Source organism: Microbulbifer sp. SH-1 (assembly GCF_011326135.1).
Lineage (GTDB): Bacteria > Pseudomonadota > Gammaproteobacteria > Pseudomonadales > Cellvibrionaceae > Microbulbifer > Microbulbifer harenosus.
On record NZ_CP046948.1, the window covers coordinates 1,589,033 to 1,606,632 of the forward strand.

General features: G+C 58.9%; 9 protein-coding genes. 4 read left to right on the plus strand and 5 right to left on the minus strand.

Annotation, left to right across the window (positions count from 1 at the left end; genetic code table 11):
- The 5 genes from GNX18_RS06995 to GNX18_RS07015 all read right to left on the minus strand — a co-directional run bounded on the left by GNX18_RS06995 (position 1) and on the right by GNX18_RS07015 (position 9,838).
- On the minus strand, positions 1–4,851 hold the full coding sequence (locus tag GNX18_RS06995; protein ID WP_166216489.1) for an RHS repeat-associated core domain-containing protein: 4,851 nt from the start codon (positions 4,849–4,851) through the stop codon (positions 1–3).
- 225 nt (positions 4,852–5,076) lie between these two features.
- Positions 5,077–5,589, minus strand: a complete 513-nt coding sequence (locus tag GNX18_RS07000; RefSeq protein ID WP_166216492.1) for an O-acetyl-ADP-ribose deacetylase — start codon at positions 5,587–5,589, stop codon at positions 5,077–5,079.
- A gap of 71 nt (positions 5,590–5,660) precedes the next feature.
- Positions 5,661–7,130, minus strand: a complete 1,470-nt coding sequence (gene putP / locus GNX18_RS07005; RefSeq protein WP_166216494.1) for a sodium/proline symporter PutP — start codon at positions 7,128–7,130, stop codon at positions 5,661–5,663.
- A 782-nt stretch (positions 7,131–7,912) separates the two neighbouring features.
- Positions 7,913–8,869 carry a tRNA 2-thiocytidine(32) synthetase TtcA gene (gene ttcA, locus GNX18_RS07010; RefSeq protein WP_138234877.1) on the minus strand — a complete coding sequence of 319 codons (957 nt, stop codon included), beginning with the start codon at positions 8,867–8,869 and terminating at the stop codon, positions 7,913–7,915.
- Between the two features lie 258 nt (positions 8,870–9,127).
- Positions 9,128–9,838 carry an arylesterase gene (locus GNX18_RS07015; RefSeq protein WP_166216497.1) on the minus strand — a complete coding sequence of 237 codons (711 nt, stop codon included), beginning with the start codon at positions 9,836–9,838 and terminating at the stop codon, positions 9,128–9,130.
- A gap of 55 nt (positions 9,839–9,893) precedes the next feature.
- On the opposite strand from GNX18_RS07015, the gene GNX18_RS07020 reads away from it, so the two are divergent.
- The 4 genes from GNX18_RS07020 to GNX18_RS07035 all read left to right on the plus strand — a co-directional run bounded on the left by GNX18_RS07020 (position 9,894) and on the right by GNX18_RS07035 (position 17,564).
- A complete protein-coding gene (locus GNX18_RS07020; RefSeq protein ID WP_166216499.1) occupies positions 9,894–10,622 on the plus strand; it encodes an ABC transporter ATP-binding protein in 729 nt (242 codons plus the stop codon).
- Positions 10,622–13,075 carry an ABC transporter permease gene (locus tag GNX18_RS07025; protein ID WP_166216502.1) on the plus strand — a complete coding sequence of 818 codons (2,454 nt, stop codon included), beginning with the start codon at positions 10,622–10,624 and terminating at the stop codon, positions 13,073–13,075. Before GNX18_RS07020 ends, GNX18_RS07025 begins: the two co-directional genes overlap by 1 nt.
- Before the next feature lie 247 nt (positions 13,076–13,322).
- Positions 13,323–14,594 carry an adenosylmethionine--8-amino-7-oxononanoate transaminase gene (gene bioA / locus GNX18_RS07030; protein ID WP_166216505.1) on the plus strand — a complete coding sequence of 424 codons (1,272 nt, stop codon included), beginning with the start codon at positions 13,323–13,325 and terminating at the stop codon, positions 14,592–14,594.
- Between the two features lie 144 nt (positions 14,595–14,738).
- Positions 14,739–17,564: a glycoside hydrolase family 9 protein gene (locus tag GNX18_RS07035; RefSeq protein ID WP_166216508.1), complete on the plus strand. Its 2,826-nt coding sequence runs from the start codon at positions 14,739–14,741 to the stop codon at positions 17,562–17,564.
- Positions 17,565–17,600 lie beyond the last annotated feature (36 nt).

Sequence of the window (17,600 nt, forward strand, 5' to 3'; positions counted from 1 at the left end):
TTAATTTCCTGTATATGGAGTTTTAACATTGGCGCCAAAATATTCGACTTGAACGTCATTTGCATTTACAACGACCTCTATAGACCCACCAGGATTTATTCCTTTCGGGTCCGCGGGGGCAGACCTTGTTACAAACTCGGCTCCAGGCTTAAGCCTCCCGACCTCGTAAAAATCAGCTGCTTCTACATTTTCCTTTGGAATGCCATATCGTGCCGCATATCCTGGGGAATTGGGTGGCTCTATTGCCCAAAATTGAGCTTCAGTTGCGTCACTTTTACCCATTTTTCCAATCCTATACAACGGAGCGCCTTCAGCAACTTTTTTTCTTGCTTCTAGGGCTTTAACAGAGTTTTCTTGCTTTGCAATCCCTTCCCATGGCTCGCCCGGAAATGTTTTAATCTCGGTATCTAGAGCGGGATCTTGAAGAGTATTTTCTTTGCATGTTAGTCCGCGTGGGTCGGTCCACCTCACCGGATTTGGTGCATACCGGTAATTATTGATTCCTCCGATAAGTCCAACTGGGTCCTGAGTCGTGAACAGCCCCAAAACCGGATCATAATACCTAAACCGGTTGTAATGCAGCCCCGTCTCCTCATCAAAATACTGCCCCTGAAACCGAATCGGCTGCTCAATCCGGTTTTCGTGCTCAATGGCCACATTGCCATAAGTCTTGTAGCTAACACTCCAGGCAATTTCTCCGTTGCTGTCGGTCAGCGCATCGGGAGTACCCAGGTGATCCAGGTGGTATAGGTAGATCTTGCTGTCTTCGCTCAGGGCGACCGGCTTGAAGGTGCCTGGTTCGAAGTAATAGATTCTTGCCTTCAGATCCTGCCCGGTCTGTGCATCGCGAGTAGTTTCCTGCAGGAGGACGTCACCGTCCCACAGGAAGTCGGTCTGCTTTTCCTGTCCGATCTTGGCGATGCGGCGGCCCAGTGGGTCGTAGCGGTATTCGGTTCGCTGTTGGAGAGTTTCCTCTCCGTTTTCTTCTACTTTTAATTGCTCGACGCAGATCAGCTGCTGCTTGCTGTTGTAGCGGTAGCGGGTCTGCAGTTTCTGGCCCTTGCCACGCATCTGGGCGATGCGGTTGCCGTGTACGTCGTAGCGGTAGTGGGTGTCGCCTCGGAAGGCGAGGCGGTTGCCGCTGACTTTGGTTTCGCTCGCTTGGGTTTTGGCCTCTTCCTGGCTGCCGGCGGCGGCGAGAATATTGTGGGCCGGGTCGTGAATGAAGTGTTCCGGGTTGGGGCCTTCTACCTGGGTGAGGCGGTCGAGCGCGTCGTAGTGGTATTTGCGGGTGCCCCGCAGGCTGTCATCTATCTGGCTCAGCTGGCCGCTGCGGTTGTAGCCGTAAGCGCGCTCCAGCAACGGCTGTCCGGATACAGGGTTTTCCACCGGGCCGCTGCTTTTACCCAGGCGCATTTTCTGCAGGCGGCCCTGGGGGTCGTACTGACTTTCGGTGGCGAGGCCATTGCCGTGCAGACGCTGGGTTTCGCGGCCCAGTTCATCGCGGGATATCTCGGCCAGCAGTTGTTCCACTTCTTCGCCCGCCGGTGTGCGGTGCAGGCTCTGGAACTGGCCGGCAGCGTTGTAGCCGATGCGGAGCTTTTCTCCATTCGGCAACAGTGAGGCTATACGATTGCCGGCGGCGTCATACTCGTGGCGGATTTCGGCGCGGTCCTGCCAGTCGCCTATAAGGCGACCCGCAGCGTCGTATTGCCAACGCAACTTGCGGTGGGCATTTTCCGCTTCCGTCATCTGGCCGGCGCGGTTGTAGCGGAATGTGGTAATGCCGTCCGGAGTGGTTTCCTGAAGCAGGCGTCCGAAGGCATCGCGATCAAACAGGGTGTCGACACCCTTGCCGCTCTTGCCGGTGGAGAGGGGATCGGTCACCGCGCGGCTGGCGATCAGATGTCCGGCCTTGCTGTAGGCGTAGCGGGTTACACGGCCATCAAAGCCCACTTCTTCGATCAGGCGCTCACGCAGGTCGTATTTGAGCTGGTATTGCTCGCCTTTCTCATTAACCAACCCGATCAGATTGCGCTCGCCATCGTACTGATACTGCAGCTGGCTGCCGTCGGGATTGGTGCGGGCTTTTACCTGGCTCAAGCCGTCGTAGCTGTAGCGGGTGCTGCGCCCTTCCGGGTCGACAATCTCGGCAATCAGGCCCTGAGGATTGTAACGATATTCGGTACGGCCGCCGTCGGGGGCGGTGATGGCACTGACCCTGTCTTGGGCATCGTACTCATACCGGGTGCTGAGCCCAGACCCATGCTGTACTTCAATCAACCGCTGGGCGACGTCGTAGCGATAGTGTTGCGAGCGACCCGATGCGTCATGTATGGCAGACAGTTTGCCCTGTGGGTTCCACAGGTAGCGGGTGGTTTGCCCCAATGGATTGGTGATACTGCCGATCAGGCCGATGGGGTTGTAGCTGTAATGGGTAGCCTGTCCGAGCGGATCAATGCTCGCGGTAATTTGTCCGCGTTCGTTGTACTGCCGCTGCCAGATACGACCGGCGGCGTCGGTAACTTTTGCTGGTTGCCCCGCAGCGTTGTATTCAATCTTATGTACACCGCCGCCGACATCGGTTTTCGCTGTGAGCCGACCCAGGTCGTCGTACTCGAATATTTCGCGGCGGTCGATACCCTCTTCCGATGGCAGTTGCACCGAGACCGGTTGCCCCATCGTGTTGTACGTATAGAGTGTTTCCGCACCTTCCGCATCGCGGTGATAGATGGGCAGTGCGCGATCGTTAAAACGATAGCGTTCGGTACCGCCACGGGTATCGGTGACCGATACGCCCCTGCCGTCGTCGTCCCAGACAAAGGTGTAATCATAGGTGGCCTTGCCATCAATGGGGTCGCCCCATTGGCGCAGGCAGCGCGCGCCGGGCCCAGTGTTGTCCCACAGGAAATGGAAGGAGTATCCGGATTTCAGAGTCCGCTTCTTGATGAGGTGACCGCTGAACTCGTACTCTTCACTGTGCCCATTGGCATCGGTTGCACGGATCAGGTCACCATGATCGCTGTATTCGTAGCGGGCAAGTGTTGAGATATGGCCATCGCGGGTTTCTTTCTTCAACTCACCGATGCGGCCATCCACCGGAGTAATATGCAGCGCTTCGCTGAGGCTGCTCTCCACGCAGATGAGTTGTTTGTTCACATAGTGGAAACGATAGAAGTTACCGTAGCCATCGCGGATTTCTGATAACAGTAGCGCATCGCTATCCGCCGACACTGACCTGAAGTGTTTTTGGACACCCTGCGGGGCACCATAAGGTGTAACTATCCAGTGGTCCGCGCTATTGCGCGTGATGCTCAACTGCTCCACCACGTTGTGACTGCGCCCGCTGCAACCGGGAATGGGCAGACTGATCACCCTCCCTTCGGCATCGTACAGCTCAACAACATCCCGAGATTTCCGCACCACGAGTTTTTCCGCGAGCGTGTGACTCCAGCCAACCCCGAGTCCGGAATCTGTGTGGTTACTGCTGCGATAGGTACGCGCTACGGTCAGTGGCAGCGGACCGTCGAGCACCGCATCAACCAGAGTAAGACGCTCTTCACCGGTCTTCAGGTTGATGGGCTCTCCCCCTTCACAGGCGCGCGCATTGCACTGAGTGGTCTGGCCATCTCCGTTAACGCCAGTTGCACCGCTCGCCTTATCCTCTTCGCTGGCAATGGACGATTCCTGTTCGCCGCTGTCCGATTTGTTTTTATCCGCGTCGTTCTGGGATCTGGATTTTCTCGCCGCCGGGCTGCTTTCCGGCCCGGCCAACGGCGACACTGTAACCTCCTCCGTCGGCAGGGAGTCGAAGGAGGTACCCTCGCCTTTCGCGCTCTGTGTCTTCTGCAACCGTTTGCGCTGCTTCTGGTACTTGGCGAAGTCCAGCATCAGGTCACCGACATCCTTGAAGCGGAACATCAGGCGTGCATTCTTGGCCATCGCGGCAGCGCCGCCCACACCACCGGTAAAGGCGGCCAGCACAATGGTGAGGACGATTTCAAATACACCACCGCCGGCAAATTCGGAAATCTCCAGGCTGTGTTGGGCCTTTACATAGTCCTTGGCAAAGCGACCGATGTCACTGCGCAGGCCGGCATCGTCATAGACCAGATGAGCGACCTCAAAGGCCTGCTCCAACTGCTCTGCGGTGATCGTGGTAGGATCAAAGCCGAGTACGTCGACCACTTCTTTTCTTGCATTTCCCAGATATTCCCTGGTGGAGGCATCGAAGCTTTTGTCGTGCGCGTAGTAGTCGTACGCGGCGTTCAGCATTTCAGTCTGCATGCGGATGGGGTTGATCACCATCGCCACTTCCGCAAGGTCCTTGGTCCATACCGCCAGATTCCAGACCGCCTGTCCGAAGCCTTTGGCACCCTGCGCTATATGCGCGCCAACCTTTTCCAGCTCAGTGCGTTTCTCGTGAACCGCCTGAATGCGGGCAGCTTCGGCCCGCTCCTCGGCGATGATTTTCTGCAGAGCCATGCGAATCTGGTGCCGGATGCCCGACTGGCGATTGTTCAGCGCTGCTTCACCAAACGGAGCGGCTTCTACCAGAATCTGATGCTGCCTTACCGCGGCGTATACTGCCTTGTGATCGTCAGAAAAATGTGCCGGAGCACCGGGGAATTGCCGGGTGTGCAGCAAATCGCCGCTGCCAAAAACCTTTTCAAAGGAGTGATTTAGAAGCTTGGGGGCGAGGAATGCCTCGAAAATCTGGTCGAGCGCAGCGGTGGGGAAGCTGGCGAGCAGATCCGCTGAAAAATCATTTTCAAAAATGGTAGGCGCGCTGGCCCAACCTTCGGTAACCCGAAAACGTTCGCCGCGCTGAGTTTCAACGTAAATCTGCATGAATTATCCCTTTCGTGCGTCGTGGGCGGATGTGTCGCCGCGCAGTTCCGTAAGGGATAAATTCTAAAAGAAGAGTGACTCCCAGCAAAGCCGGGCGGGGTATAAGTTGTGGCAAATGTGGAATGTTTAAAAGAAAGTCTCGCGCCGGCCACCTGACTGTTACGACAGTACCAAGTAAATCCTTGTACCAGATCTTCGATAATTCAGAAACCGTGCGCGCCGGCTTTACCGGCGCACACAGGCATCCAGCTGCATTCGATACAGCTCGGCCATATTGTCCTCAAAGCAGCAAAAAATGACGTGTCGCGGGCCGCCATCCCGATCCAGATGAATTTGTACCTGCTCTACCGCGATTTCGACGGCAAGTTCGGGAGGGTAGTCGTAAACGCCGCAACTGATGGCAGGAAAGGCGATGGAATGTGCATTTTCGCGCCGGGCGAGATTCAGGCACTGCCGGTAACAACTGGCGAGCAATTCCGGCTCCCCCAGATTCCCCCCACGCCACACTGGGCCTACGGTGTGGTAAATACGCCTCACCGGCAAACGGAATCCCGGAGTAGCGCGCACATCCCCCACCGGACAACCGCCAATCTGGCGACAGGCTTCAAGCAGTTCCGGGCCGGCAGCACGGTGGATGGCACCGTCCACGCCGCCGCCACCGAGGAGCCTATGGTTGGCCGCATTGACGATTACATCTACATGCAACCGAGTGATATCACCGAGGTGTACTTCGATCACTCTAATTACTCCAGCCGCGGCACCAACCGCCAATTGCGCATCGCTGCGCCAGTGTCGCAATCAGATTGCTGCTACTGCCCCATTAACTGACGGTGGCGCGTGGATATTCCTTCGGGGCAATGCGTCACGGCACTTACTAAAACAATAGCAGCTGAGGAGAGCACGAACCCCGGCAAAAGCTCGTATATATCGAAGATCCCACCGGAAAGCTGTTTCCAGATCACTACGGTTATACCCCCTACCATCACCCCAGCAATGGCGCCTGCCCCGGTCATGCGAGACCAGTACAGGCTGATCAGGATGGCCGGGCCAAAGGCCGCGCCCAGCCCGGCCCATGCATAGGCCACCACATCGAGCACCTTGGAATCCGGCTCCATGGCCACGCCGACGGCAATCAGCGACAGTGCGACAACCGCCCAGCGGCCAACCTTGAGGACACTTTCCGACGTTGCCCTTTCGCCGAACCAGACATGATACATATCCTCCGCAAGGGCTGCGGATGACACCAGCAGCTGTGAATCGGCGGTACTCATGATGGCCGAGAGGATCGCCGCCAGCAGAATTCCGGCCACCAACGGGTGGAATATGGTTTCCACCAATGCCATGAAAATGCGCTCGCCATCCGGCAGTGTCTCTGTCAGCTCCAGGTGGCCGAACAGCCCGACGCATATGGCACCGAGAAAACCCGCCAGCGACCACACCGCAGCTACCGTCGCTGCCGCCGGCATGTCATCCGGGTGCCGCAATGCCTTGAAGCGCGCAAGGATATGCGGCTGCCCGAAGTAGCCGAGGCCCCAGGCGAGCGAGCTCAGAACCGCCGCCATACCGAGGGATTTGCCGGTGGAATCGCTCATCCAGTGCGTCAACTCCGGATACTGTGTCTTCATGGTTCCCCAGGCTGCGCCCAATCCACCTTCATCGGAGATCACTACCACTGGCACAATCACCAGCGCCAGACTCATCAACAGTCCCTGAAATACATCGGTCCACGACACGGCGAGAAATCCGCCAAACAGCGTATAGGAGATCACTGCCACGGCGCCGATCACCACCGCCCACTGATAATCCCAACCAAACACCGTTTCAAACAGCTTGCCCCCAGCAATCAGACCGGAAGCCACGTAAAACAGGAAAAACAGCAAAATGAAGAAGGCACAGATGATGCGCAGATAGGGATGCCCCATATTGAACCGGCGATGTAGATAGGCCGGTACCGTGAGCGAATCGTCGAGCGCATAGGTATAAATCCGCAGCCGCCGCGCCATGGTTGTCCAGCTCAGAACGATGCCGCTGAACAAACCGATGGCAATCCACCCGGAAGACAGGCCACTCGCATAGGCAGCGCCTGGCAAACCAAGCAACAGCCAGCCGCTCATATCCGACGCACCGGCACTGAGCGCAGCCACCGCCGGCGGCAGCGAGCGTCCACCCAGAAAATAATCACTGGCGTCTTTGGTACGCAGATACGCGTAGACGCCAATGACCAGGATCAGGGCCAGGTACGCGACGAAGGTTAAGGCGACAAGCCACTGTCCAGACATGTGAGATTCCCCGTCAGAATTGGCAGATCCTGCCTTCTTTGGCGAAAGAATAGGCTGAATCCATCGTTATTGGTCTTTATTGCGCGCAAATCTACCTATTCGCTGGCGTTTACTCAATCGGCAAACTAAACCAAGGTGGTAAAGACGATGTATTTCCAGTGTTCGAAATCCACCATGGATGGTGCTTTCAGGCTGAGAAGTAAGGAAATTGCCAAGCGATATGGGTATATGCATTGACGAACTGCGCTTGCTCGTCGTTCGTCCCACACTCAAGCAGCTGCGCGCCTGGTCTCCGGGAATGGAGGCCCTGCTGCTCGGCACCGCGGCCCAGGAGTCTGAACTCGGGTTTCATCTCAAGCAGGCTTCCCGCCACGGCATGGGTATCTTTCAGATTTCGCCCAGCACACACCGTCAGATATGGGACAAATACCTGATCAACTTTCCCGCGCTCGCGTCCAAAGTCCGCGGACTGGCCAGCCAACGGGACTTCCTGCAGCACCCCCACGCCGAGCTCGCCACTAATCTCCGCTATGCCACGGCTATCGCCTGGCTCGTGTATCGCTCTGCGGGGGTGGAAAGCGTGGAGTACAGTGACCTTCCGCGGATGGCAAAACTGTGGAAGAAACACTTCCATCACGGCCCCAGCGCCAGCCTGCGAGATTTTGTCGACAGTTACCGCAAGCTGATTAACGCCATGGAAAATCCCACGCTGCAAAACGAAGCAGCCGCGGTAGATACCGCGGCTGCCAATAAAACCGACACGCTGTTGACCGAAGACGACACTACAGATTGCGCGCCTCAATGTACAACGGCTGGGAAGCCTCAGCCGGCCTCTCTCCACGCTCCGTCTCCAGATCCTCTTCGCGAGCATCTTCCGGAATCCAGGAATCCACATACTGCTCAATCGAACGCGCGTCCACCATCGGCGCGGGTTTAGAGCGGTCCAGCTCCAGGCTCTCGAAATCGTAAAGATCCCGGTCTGCCAGCTGCGAAGGCGACACGCGCGTAAGCGCAGCAAAAATGTTGTCACTGCGGCCGGGAAACTTCTTGTCCCAGTCATTCAGCATCCCTTTGATCGCCTGCCGCTGTAAGTTTTCCTGACTGCCGCACAGGTTGCAGGGAATTATGGGGAACTGCTTGTGCTCCGCAAACGCGATCAGATCCGACTCGCGACAGTATGCCAGCGGGCGAATAACAATATTGCGCCCGTCGTCCGCACGCAACTTCGGAGGCATCGCCTTCAGGCGGCCGCCGTAAAACATGTTGAGAAACAGCGTCTCGACGATATCGTCCTTGTGGTGCCCAAGCGCCACCTTGGTCGCCCCAATCTCCTCGGCAAAACCGTACAGAGTTCCGCGGCGAAGGCGGGAGCAAAGCCCACAGGTTGTCCTTCCCTCCGGCACCACCTCCTTCACCACACTGTAGGTATCCTTATTCACGATGTGGTAGGGCACGCCGATGGACTGCAGATATTCCGGCAGAATATGCTCCGGGAAACCCGGTTGCTTCTGGTCCATATTCACCGCCACCAGTTCAAAGTGCACCGGTGCGGTCTTCTGCAGGTTCATCAGGATATCCAGCATCGCGTAGGAATCCTTGCCGCCGGACAGGCACACCATCACCTTGTCGCCCTCTTCAATCATGTTGAAGTCGGCGATCGCCTTGCCCACATTGCGGCGCAGGCGCTTCTGCAGCTTGTTGAATTCCAGCCGCTCGCGGCGGTTTTCCAGATCAGACATGGGTAAATCTCGAAAAAAGCATGAGGTATTACGCACGGGTCAGGTAGCGGCAACCACTACCATGCGAAGGCGCTGACACCGGGTAAGCCATTGCGGGACCGTCTGTGGCCATGGATGGCCACAGCCGAGCGTTCAGGGATGAACTCGTAGCGTGTCCCGCAATGGCTTACCCGGTGGCAGTGCCGCCCCGGAACCATCTACGGAGCCCCACCACCAGATGGGACCCGGACAAATAGGGCGCGATTGTACGCTTTCCGATCAGGAAGTGCACAGGCTATCGGACTGTGTATTCCCATTGCCTTTCAATATGGTTTCCAGGCAGGGCCACACATGGTCCAGCAACGCCGGCTGGGCCTTGGCGGTGGGGTGAATACCATCCGTCTGCATCGCCCCGTCCTCCAGTGCCACCGTCTCCAGGAAAAAGGGTACCAGCGGCACCTGCTCAGACGCCGCCACCTTTGGATACACGGCCGCAAACGCCTGGGTATACGCCTTGCCATAGTTCGGCGGCATCTGCATGCCCAGCAGCAACACATCCGCCCCCTGCTCCCGTGCCAGCTGCACCATTCGCGCCAGATTCTGCTGCAACGCCCGCGGCGGATAGCCCCGCAGGCCATCATTGCCGCCAAGCTCCACCACCAGCCAGTCAGGCCTGTGCTCGCTCAATAAGCGCGGCAAGCGCGCCAGCCCGCCGGCGGACGTCTCCCCACTTACACTCGCGTTCACCACCTTCACCGCCAGCTCCCGCTCCGCCAACCGGTTGCGCAACAACTGCACCCAGCCCTCCCGCTCATCGATCCCGTAGGCCGCACTGATACTGTCCCCCAGTACCAGTAAAGTCCCTCGGACGGCATCCCGAACCTCGCCCTGTTCATCCGCACTGGCTGCCGATGCGTACAACAAAACGATCAACAGCAGACTGCGCGAGATAAAACCGGTGGTCAGGTGCCGGAAAAAAACTGCCGCCATGTCATACTCTCCACTTCTGAATACGCACATTTTGCAGAATTTACAGGGACTTGCCATGTCAGTGATGCTCCAAGCCGAAAACCTCCACCATCGGGTTACCACCAGTGAAGGCCAGCTCACTCTGTTGAACGACATCTCCCTGCAGCTCCAGGCCGGCCAAAGCCTCGCCATTACCGGCGCATCGGGCTCCGGCAAGTCCACCCTGCTCGGCCTCCTCGCCGGCCTCGACCGCCCCTCCGAGGGCCGCATCTGGCTCGCCGGCGAGGAAATAACCGCGATGGACGAAGAGCAGCGTGCAGCCCTCCGCGCCCGCTGCGTCGGCTTTGTCTTTCAGACCTTTCAACTGCTACCCGGCCTCACCGCCCGGGAAAACGTCATGCTGCCCAGTGAGCTGCGCGGTGAGCGCAATGCCGGCAGGCGTGCGCAGGAGTTCCTGGAACGGGTCGGCCTCGGCCACCGGCTGCACCACTACCCTCGCCAGCTTTCCGGCGGCGAGCAGCAGCGCGTAGCAATCGCGCGGGCGTTTTGCAGTATCGCAGACAACGATGTGTCCTCAAGCAACGGCATTTTGTTCGCCGACGAACCCACCGGCAGTCTCGATGCTCACAATGGCGAGAAGGTCATCGACCTGCTGTTCAATCTCAATGCCGAGACCGGCACTACCCTGGTGCTGGTGACTCACGAGCAGCGTCTCGCCGCGCGCTGCGGTGCGCACCTGCGCATGGCCGCGGGGGAAATCACCGCCGGCGACCAGCCCGGTTCACTGGCAGAGGTGTCTGCCTGATGCTACCGCTGAAACTGCTGAGCCGCGATTGGCGCGGCGGCGAGCTGGCCCTGATCGCCACCGCCCTGATACTGGCGGTGAGCAGCGTCACCGCCATCGCCCACTTCTCTGATCGGCTCACCCGCGCCATGCATATTCAGTCCCAGAGCTTTCTGGCCGCCGAGCGGGTACTGAAAAGCAGCCGGGAGGTGCGCGCAGAATGGCTGCACAAGGCCGACGAACTGGGCCTGCGGCAGGCCCGCACGGTCACCTTTGCCTCCATGCTCGCCGCGGGGGATGAATTTCAGTTTGCCTCGGTCAAGGCCGTGAGCGACGGCTATCCCCTGGTGGGCCACCTCGAAATGCGGCAAACCGTCGATGGCGAATCGCGCGTCGTGCAGCAGGGCCCTCAGCCCGGCCAGGTATGGCTGGAAGCGCGCCTGCTGCCGCTGATGCAGCTCGATATTGGTGACCAACTGCAGCTGGGTGACCGCAGCTTTACCGTCAGCGGCATCATCGACCACGAACCGGATCGCGGCGCCAATCTCTTCTCCATGGGCGCGCGGCTGATGATGCACAGCGACGATCTCGCCGCAACCAACATTCTGCAACCCGGCAGCCGCGTCGACTACCGCTACCTGTTCGCCGGCGATGACAAAGCACTGGAAAACTACGTCAAATGGCTGCGCCCGCAGCTCACCCTGCACGAACACATCACCGACCTGGAAGAGGGACAGCCGCGGGTGGCGCGCACCCTGGATCGCGCCGAGAGCTTCCTGTTCCTCGCCGCCAGTCTCGCGGTGCTGCTCGCCAGTGTCGCCGTCGGCCTTGCGGCCCGTCGCTACGGCCTGCGCCACGCCAACTATGTGGCAGTCATGAAAAGTCTCGGCGCCGGCAAGAACAAGATACTCGGCATCTACATCGGCCAGATGACCGCGCTTGCCTTCATCGCCACCGTCGTCGGTCTCGCTATCGGCTCACTGATCCAGGCCCAGGCGGTCAATCTGCTGGCCGGTTTTTTCCCGGTCACACCACCGCCCAGCGGGTTACGGCCATTACTGGTGGGGCTCGCGACCGGCCTCGCCTGCGTTATCGGTTTCGCCCTGCCGCCCCTGTTCCGTCTGGCCCAGACCGACCCCATGCAGACCCTGCGCCAGGACTGGAGCAACCCGGACAAACGCGAGTGGTTCGGCCTGATCCCCGGCCCACTCTCCATGCTACTGCTGATCTGGTGGCTCTCCGGCAGCATGGCTATCACCCTCGCCCTGCTTACGGGCCTCGGCCTGCTGGTGGCCGGTGCTGCCGCCATCAACCGTCTGCTGGTGCGCGGGCGGCTCGCCGCACTTGGCGGCAGCTGGCGCATTGCCCTCGGCAGCCTGCAGCGCCGCGCCGGCTTCAACACTCTGCTGATTGCCGCCTTTGGCACCGGCCTGCTGGCCATGCTCGCCATGTTCTACGCCCGCACGGCGTTGATCGACGAGTGGAAAATGCAGTTGCCAGAAAATGCGCCCAACCACTTTCTGGTCAACATCGCCCCCTATGAACTGGACGGCGTCAAACAAAAAATTGCCGGCAAAAACCTCGAAGGCACCGAGTTCTACCCCATGGTGCGCGGACGCCTAATTGCCGTAAACGGTACCCCGGTCACCGAGCGGGACGAGAAAGACGGCGCCATCCGCCGCGAACTTAACCTCAGTTGGACCGACACCCTCCCCGCCGACAACAAAATCGTCGCCGGCGATTGGTGGAACGAAAACCTGAAAGAAGGCGTATCCGTGGAAGTCGAAGTGGCCGCGCGCCTCGGCCTCAGCCTCGGCGATGTATTGCGCTTCTCCATCGGCGGCCTCGAAACCGAAGCCACCGTCACCAGCTTGCGCACCCTCGACTGGAACAGCATGCGCCCCAACTTCTTCATGCTGTTTGCCCCCGGCAGCCTCGACAGCTTCCCGGCCACCTACATTCAGAGCTTCTACCTGCCGCCGGCAGACAAGCTGTTCGTCAACGAACTGGTAAGAGAATTCCCCAGTGTCAGCATCATCGAACTGGATAAAATCCTCGAGAACATCCGCGATACCATCGGCCAGGTCGCCATCGCAGTGGAATCCGTACTCGCCCTCATGCTCGTCGCCGGTGTACTGGTCCTCATCGCCGGTGTGCGCGCCAGCATCGCCGAACGTTTGCAGGAAGCCGCCGTCATCCGTACGCTGGGCGGCCGCCGGCAATTGCTGGTTCGCAGCCTGATGATTGAATTCGGGTTGCTCGGGATTGCCGCGGGATTGCTTGCGGCCTTTGGAACAGAAGCGACACTGGCTGTGCTTACGCAGCGGGTGTTTGATATGCCGTTCCACTTCCACCCGGGACTTTGGCTGCTAGGGCCGCTTGTTGGTGCACTGCTGGTAGGGACTGCGGGCACGTTGGCGTGTAGAAGCGCTGTAAGCCAACCACCCTTGAAAGTCCTGCGGGAACTGGCCTGATACCACTTCGCAACGCTGGATTCCGGCCTTCGCCGGAATGACGGCAGAGCGAATTAAAGGCCTTTTTACGAAGCACAACTCTACAACGCGAAGGCAAGGTGCCGGGGATGGGGTTTCAGGAGCGTCGCAAACAGGATGTTTGCACCGCAGCGCCCATGGATGGGTTGAAGGGGGCGCCTAGCCCGGTCCTGAAACCCCATCCCCGGTGCCTTGCCGCCACCAAACAAGACCAAAGTACCAATTACAAATGATCGATCTGGAATTCGACAAAAAACATATCTGGCACCCCTACTCCTCCCTGATCAACCCGCCCCCCGTCTACCCAATCACCAGAGCAGAAGGCGTAAGGATTTATCTGGAAGACGGCCGCGGATTGATCGACGGCATGAGTTCCTGGTGGAGCACCCTGCACGGCTACAACGTCCCCGAGCTGAATGCCGCCATGCAGGCGCAGATGGAAAAAATGAGTCACGTCATGTTCGGTGGCCTCACCCACGAGCCCGCCATCGAACTGTGCAAAAAACTCGTCGCACTCACCCCCGAGCCACTGCAGAAGGTCTTCCTCGCCGACTCCGGCTCCGTCTCCGTCGAAGTCGCTATCAAAATGGCTCTGCAGTATTGGCAATCCCAGGGCAGACCGGAAAAAAACCGCTTACTCGCACTCCGCAATGGTTACCATGGCGACACCTTCGGCGCCATGGCCACCTGCGACCCCGTCAACGGTATGCACCATCTGTTCGCCAGCCAGCTCACCCAGCATATATTTGCCCCGGCACCGGCACCAAAGTTCGACGAATCCTGTACGGAAGAAGATATTGCTGAACTGCAACAACTGGTCGAACGGAACCATCAGCAACTGGCTGCCGTGATCCTCGAACCCATCGTGCAGGGCGCCGGCGGCATGCGATTCTATTCCCCGGAATATCTCAAACGCGTGCGCGAACTCTGCGACACATACAACCTGCTGCTGATCGCCGATGAAATCGCCACCGGTTTTGGTCGCAGTGGCAAACTGTTTGCCTGCGAACACGCGGGGATCTCACCCGATATCCTCACTCTGGGCAAGGCACTAACTGGCGGCACCATGACACTTGCCGCAACACTATGTACCGACGAAGTAGCACAGGGCATCTGCAATGGCGAAGCCGGCGTATTCATGCACGGCCCGACATTTATGGGAAACCCAATGGCCTGCGCCGTGGCCAACGCCAGCATTGATTTATTGTTGCAACGTGACTGGCAACAGCAGGTGAGCGACATAGAGCAGCAGCTGAGGCAGGAACTGGCACCATTGAAAAATACCGAAGGCGTGGCCGATGTGCGCGTGCTCGGCGCCATCGGCGTGGTGGAAATGAAACAGCCAGTGAACAACAGAACCCTGCAGGAAAGCCTCATTGAGCGGGGGGTGTGGCTGCGGCCATTCGGCAAACTGGTGTACACCATGCCTCCATACATCATCAACTCTTCAGACCTGGCTGATCTGACAAAGGCAATGAACGAAGCGCTGGGCGTAATTTGATAGCTGTAATGCATCACAAAATGTAAAAGCTGGCGGGGAAACCTTTCCCGTTGTAAGTCGAAATACGTCCTTCTTGTGCGAGCCAAAGCCTCGCCGGGCAGCCTGCCTGCCCGAAAAAATAATTTACAAGAAGGAATCCTCACAATGCGATTGATCAGAGCCACCAAGCCGCTCAGCGCCGCCATTGCAGCGACGCTGGCCGGTTCCGCACTTGTTTCTTCCGGTGCCTATGCCGCCAACTACGGCGAAGCCCTGCAGAAGTCCATCTATTTCTATGAGGCCCAGCAGTCCGGCCCTATCCCCAGCTGGAACCGCAACGAGTGGCGCGGTGATTCCGCGTTGCAGGACGGCGCGGACCAGAATGTGGATCTGACCGGTGGCTGGTACGATGCCGGTGACCACGTAAAGTTCGGTTTCCCGATGGCGGCGAGTGCCACCATGCTGGCCTGGGGCGTGGTGGAAAATCGCGAGGCCTACGCCCAAACGGGGCAACTGCCGCATATGCTGAATAACCTGCGCTTTGTCGCGGATTACTTCCTCAAAGCGCACACCGCACCCAACGAACTCTGGGGCCAGGTGGGCAATGGCGGTACCGACCACGCCTGGTGGGGCTCCGCCGAAGTGATGCAAATGGCGCGGCCTTCCTACAAAGTGGATGCCAGCTGCCCCGGCTCGGACCTGGCGGGGGAGACCGCGGCGGCGCTAGCGGCGATTTCCATGGTGTTCGAGTCCACTGATGCCAGTTATGCGGCAAACCTGTTGCAGCACGCGGAGCAGCTGTACAGCTTCGCCGACAACTACCGTGGCAAGTACAGTGATTGCATCACCGACGCCGGCAGTTATTACAATTCCTGGAGCGGATACAACGACGAGTTGGTATGGGGCGCGGCGTGGCTGTATCGCGCTACTGGAGAGCAGTCTTATCTGGATAAGGCCAACAGCTACTACGCCAACCTTTCCACCGAGCCACAGTCCACCATCAAATCTTACAAATGGACCCACGCCTGGGACGACAAGAGCTACGGCAGTTACGTGCTCATGTCGCAACTCACTGACAATCCACAGTACCGCGCCGATGCGGAGCGCTGGCTGGATTACTGGACCACCGGTTACAACGGCAGCCGCGTCACCTACACGCCCGGTGGCCTGGCGCATCTGGATCAGTGGGGCGCGGCGCGCTATACCTCCAACACCTCGTTTATCGCGCTCGTTTATGCGGACTATCTGAACGAAGTGGATCCTGGCAATCCCAGGGCACAGACCTACTACGATTTCGCCGCGGGGCAGATGGAGTACCTGCTCGGCGATAACCCGATGAACATGAGCTACCAGATCGGGTATGGCTCTGTGTATCCCACCTCCCCACACCATCGCACCGCCCACGGCTCCTGGAATGACAGCCTGGCCGACCCGATAGACAACCGGCACACTTTAGTCGGTGCTCTGGTCGGTGGCCCGGATACGTCTGACAACTTCGAGAACGATCGCGGCGATTACGTGTTGAACGAAGTAGCCACGGATTATAACGCCGGCTTTACCGGTGCACTGGCGCGACTGTGGCTGGATTTCGGCGGCAACCCGATTGCGGAAGGCAGTTTTCCGGCACCGGAAAACCGCGATACTGAGTTTTTTGTGGACGCAAAACTGAATTCCAGCGGCCCCCGTCACACGGAGATCAGCGCGCGGCCACACAACCGCAGTGCCTGGCCGGCACGCCTGACTGACAACCTCAGCATGCGTTACTGGATAGATATTTCCGAATTGGTAAACGCGGGTTACTCCGCCAGCGATCTGCAACTCTCCAGCGCTTACAGCCAGGCCAGCGGTTTCAGCGGCCCGCACCCCTGGGGCGACCCGGCAGACAACATCTACTATGTGGAAGTTTCCTTCGCAGGCGTGGATATCTATCCCGGTGGTCAGTCACAAACCAAGAAGGAAACGCAGTTCCGTATCGCCGTCGGTGAGGGCCTGCCCTGGGATCCGAGCAACGACCCGTCCTGGGACAACTACAACAGCGAGCGCACACCTGCACCGCTGATCGCACTGTACGATAACGGCGAACTGGTCTGGGGCCAGGAACCTGGTGAAGGTTGCGGCGGTGATTCCGGAGTTAACTGCGCGCCGACTGCGCAGGATGTGAGCGTGCAAACCGGTTTTGAATCCCAGGTGATGGTTAGCCTCTCGGGCGCGGACAGCGACGGCAGCATTACCGCCTACACCGTGGAAACAGGACCGGCCAACGGCAGCCTGAGCGGCAGTGGGGCGGAATTGCTCTACACCCCGGATGCCGGCTTCTTCGGCGAGGACTCATTCACCTATACCGTCACCGACAACGGGGGCGCTGTATCGCCGGCGGCCACGGTTACCATCGACGTGGAGTCCCCTCCGGTGCCCGCGGTCAGCATCACCTCTCCCGCCAGTGGCAGTACATTCGAGGAAGGTGAAGACATTACCGTGCAATACACCCTGCAGTATGCGGACGGGGTAAATCTGTATGTCGACGGTGTACTGACATCCAGTGCAAACGGAGCTGTCGACCTGGTGATCCCCGCGCCGAGCCTGGGCGACCATCAGATTGAAGTGCGCGCGGTTGAGGACGCGGAAGAGCTCGCGGTCAGTGACAGCGTCACTATCACCGTGGAAGAGGAATCCACCGGCGGCGGCGACGGTGTCAGCTGCGAAGCGGTCAGCGCGGACACCTGGAACAACGGATTCGTGCTGAACAATGTCACTGTCACCAACGATGGCAGCGAAGCGATCCAGGGATGGGAAATCCAGCTTACCTTTGCCGAGCCGATCACTCTGGTGAACGGCTGGAGCGGTGAGTTCAGCCTCTCTCCCGACGGCCGCGTGGTGACCATTTCCAATGCCCCATGGAACGGCGGTTTGGCGCCAGGTGGTTCCACAACCGTCGGGTTCCAGGGTGGCCACAATGGGAACTTCAGCCTGCCGGCGTGCAGTGGCGACTGAATATTTCACTGAGTAGAACTCGCACTCGGAACCACT

What these genes read in the sequence shown, in the direction of transcription:
- GNX18_RS07015 (WP_166216497.1), bottom strand. Translation starts at nt 9,838, where the DNA reads ATGGCGGCAGTTTTTTTCCGGCACCTGACCACCGGTTTTATCTCGCGC.
- bioA (WP_166216505.1), top strand. Translation starts at nt 13,323, where the DNA reads ATGATCGATCTGGAATTCGACAAAAAACATATCTGGCACCCCTACTCC.
- GNX18_RS06995 (WP_166216489.1), bottom strand. Translation starts at nt 4,851, where the DNA reads ATGCAGATTTACGTTGAAACTCAGCGCGGCGAACGTTTTCGGGTTACC.
- GNX18_RS07025 (WP_166216502.1), top strand. Translation starts at nt 10,622, where the DNA reads ATGCTACCGCTGAAACTGCTGAGCCGCGATTGGCGCGGCGGCGAGCTG.
- putP (WP_166216494.1), bottom strand. Translation starts at nt 7,130, where the DNA reads ATGTCTGGACAGTGGCTTGTCGCCTTAACCTTCGTCGCGTACCTGGCC.
- ttcA (WP_138234877.1), bottom strand. Translation starts at nt 8,869, where the DNA reads ATGTCTGATCTGGAAAACCGCCGCGAGCGGCTGGAATTCAACAAGCTG.
- GNX18_RS07035 (WP_166216508.1), top strand. Translation starts at nt 14,739, where the DNA reads ATGCGATTGATCAGAGCCACCAAGCCGCTCAGCGCCGCCATTGCAGCG.
- GNX18_RS07020 (WP_166216499.1), top strand. Translation starts at nt 9,894, where the DNA reads ATGTCAGTGATGCTCCAAGCCGAAAACCTCCACCATCGGGTTACCACC.